General features: G+C 36.7%; 2 protein-coding genes. Both read right to left on the bottom strand.

The window, feature by feature from the left end; genetic code table 11:
- Positions 1–375, bottom strand: a 375-nt coding sequence (locus AC11ZT_RS05885) for a cupin domain-containing protein (protein WP_484058712.1), incomplete at its 3' end; no start/stop codon positions are given.
- 216 nt (positions 376–591) lie between these two features.
- The gene (locus AC11ZT_RS05880; protein ID WP_484058713.1) at positions 592–2,199 is read right to left on the bottom strand and encodes a ribonuclease J; all 1,608 of its coding nucleotides are present in this window, start codon (positions 2,197–2,199) and stop codon (positions 592–594) included.
- Between the last annotated feature and the right edge of the window lie 243 nt (positions 2,200–2,442).

The raw sequence follows: 2,442 nt of genomic DNA, 5'->3' as shown, positions 1-2,442 counted from the left end.
TGTATTAAATATTGCCAGAAGATGTGTGTTATCTACAGTTGCTACTTCGTAATGCCACCATCCTTGTGGAACATTTGCAACTTGCCCTGGTTTTATGGGGTAATCGCGCATTTGTTTTGTAAATGGGTTGAATATTGAAACTATAGAAGAACCTGAAATACAATAAACAAGTTCAGCAGCATTTTGGTGATAGTGAGGCTCTATCACATTATTTGCACTCAAGAAAATATCGAGTAAGGATACATTTTCTAATGTATTTAATTGATTAATCCCTAAGATATTAATAAAATTGTGGCTATCCTTTGTATACAAATTACTGTTATTTACATCGAAAGTGAATTGTGTAGCCTCTGAAGTGTAATTCAAAGAAGCCATTATTATTCCTCCCTTGTTTTTAGATTATGATTACCAATTAATCTATGCAAATGTGTAATTGTAGTGCAGGTACCTATCGTTTGCACAAAAAGAAGAACCCCCCGCGTATTCAATAACTTGTATTAGTTTTATTGACGGGGAAGATAAGCCGAACTATTACAGTGAAACCAACAAAAGTTCCTATTGAAATCCAAGTAATCATGATGTCACTTTCATTTATATTTCAATAATAATTGGAAGAATCATTGGCTTTCTCTTCGTTTGGGTATACACGTATTGTCCAATTGATTTTTTTATGTTTTGTTTTATATTGTTTCTTTGCAGTCTATTCACTTCTAGCAAGTCGTTAACCGTTGTTTTTACGATACGATTGATGTCTCTTAAGAGCTTTTCGGAATCTGTTGCAAAAACGAATCCACGTGAAATTGTGTCCGGACCAGAAAGCATCTTTTTATCTGATTTACTAAGGGTTATTACAATTACCAGCATTCCATCTTCAGAAAGCTGTTTTCGGTCTCGAAGGACAATATTTCCGACATCCCCTACACCCAATCCGTCTACATAAGTATCTCCTGACGATATTTTCCGAGTCTGACGAGCAATCATGTTTTCAACATCAACAACATCACCGTTATTTATAATAAACGTATTTTCTTTCTTGACTCCAACTGATTCTGCTAACATGCGATGCAGATGCAGCATTCTAAATTCCCCATGAACGGGAATAAAATAGGTTGGTTTCATTAAGGTAAGCATAAGTTTTAAATCCTCCTGATACCCATGTCCGGAAACGTGCATACCTGTTCGATTTGACGATCCATATATCACTTTCGCGCCTAGCAGAAATAAGTTGTCCACAATTCGTGAAACATTACGTTCATTCCCAGGTATTGGAGTTGCGGCAATAATAACGGTATCTTCCGGTAAGATGTCTACATCCCGATAATTAGCGCTTGCAAGACGTGAGAGGGCAGCCATCGGCTCTCCTTGGCAACCTGTACATAGGATTGCCACTCTTTCTGGAGGCAATTGATTGATTTCCTGCGGATTAATAAGCAAGCCTTCCGGAATCTGTACATATCCACGTTCCATCGCAACGGAAACAATATTCACCATGCTTCTACCAAGAAGCGCCAGCTTTCGATTTGTTTGGATTGCGGCGGCAACAACTTGCTGAACACGATTCACATTTGATGCAAAGGTAGAAATAATGACTTTTCGCTCTGCATTAATAAAAGCTTCTTCGATTTGGCTTCCAACCAGTCGTTCGGATGGGGTAGAACCAGGGCGTTCCGCATTCGTACTCTCAGATATAAGAACCAATACCCCTTGCTCTCCAATTGCTGCCATTTTATGAATATCTGAATATTGATTATTAACAGGAGTTAAATCGAATTTAAAGTCGCCGGTATGAACGACATTTCCTTCCGGTGTATGTAAGACAATGCCGAGACAATCCGGAATACTATGGCTCGTCTTGAAAAAGGTAGTTTGAATTTCTCCAAACACAAGATTTGAGTCTGAATCAATCTCAAATAATTCACTATCCCCTAAAAGTCCATGCTCTTGTAATTTCAATTCGACTAATCCAAGTGTAAAACGCGTTGCATAAATAGGGATATTCAATTCCCTTATAAAGTAGGGAACGCCTCCAATATGATCTTCGTGTCCATGTGTGATAAGTAACGCTCTGATTTTATTCTTATTTTCTTGTAAGTAAGAAATATCAGGGATAATTAAGTCGATTCCTAATAAACTTTCATCTGGAAACTTTGCACCGCAGTCAATAATAACGAGATCATCTCCATACTGAATAACATACATGTTTTTCCCTATTTCATTTATGCCACCAAGGGCGAATATAGACAATATATTGTTTTCTATAGTCAAATTTATTCCCTCCTACATTCATACGTAATTGTAGTATTCCCTTTTTTTAGGATTTATTATGGATAATTAAGGTAATACTAATTAAATAAATTCATTAAAGTCTAAGGAGATAAAAAGATGAAACTAGATGAAGTAAGCAAAATCGAAGTTGTAACTGGTTCTTCTAAAGGCCAATTA

It is taken from the genome of Ectobacillus sp., assembly GCF_056992975.1.
Note: the sequence above shows the minus strand (reverse complement) of the source record. Positions and strands in the feature narration are given on the sequence as shown.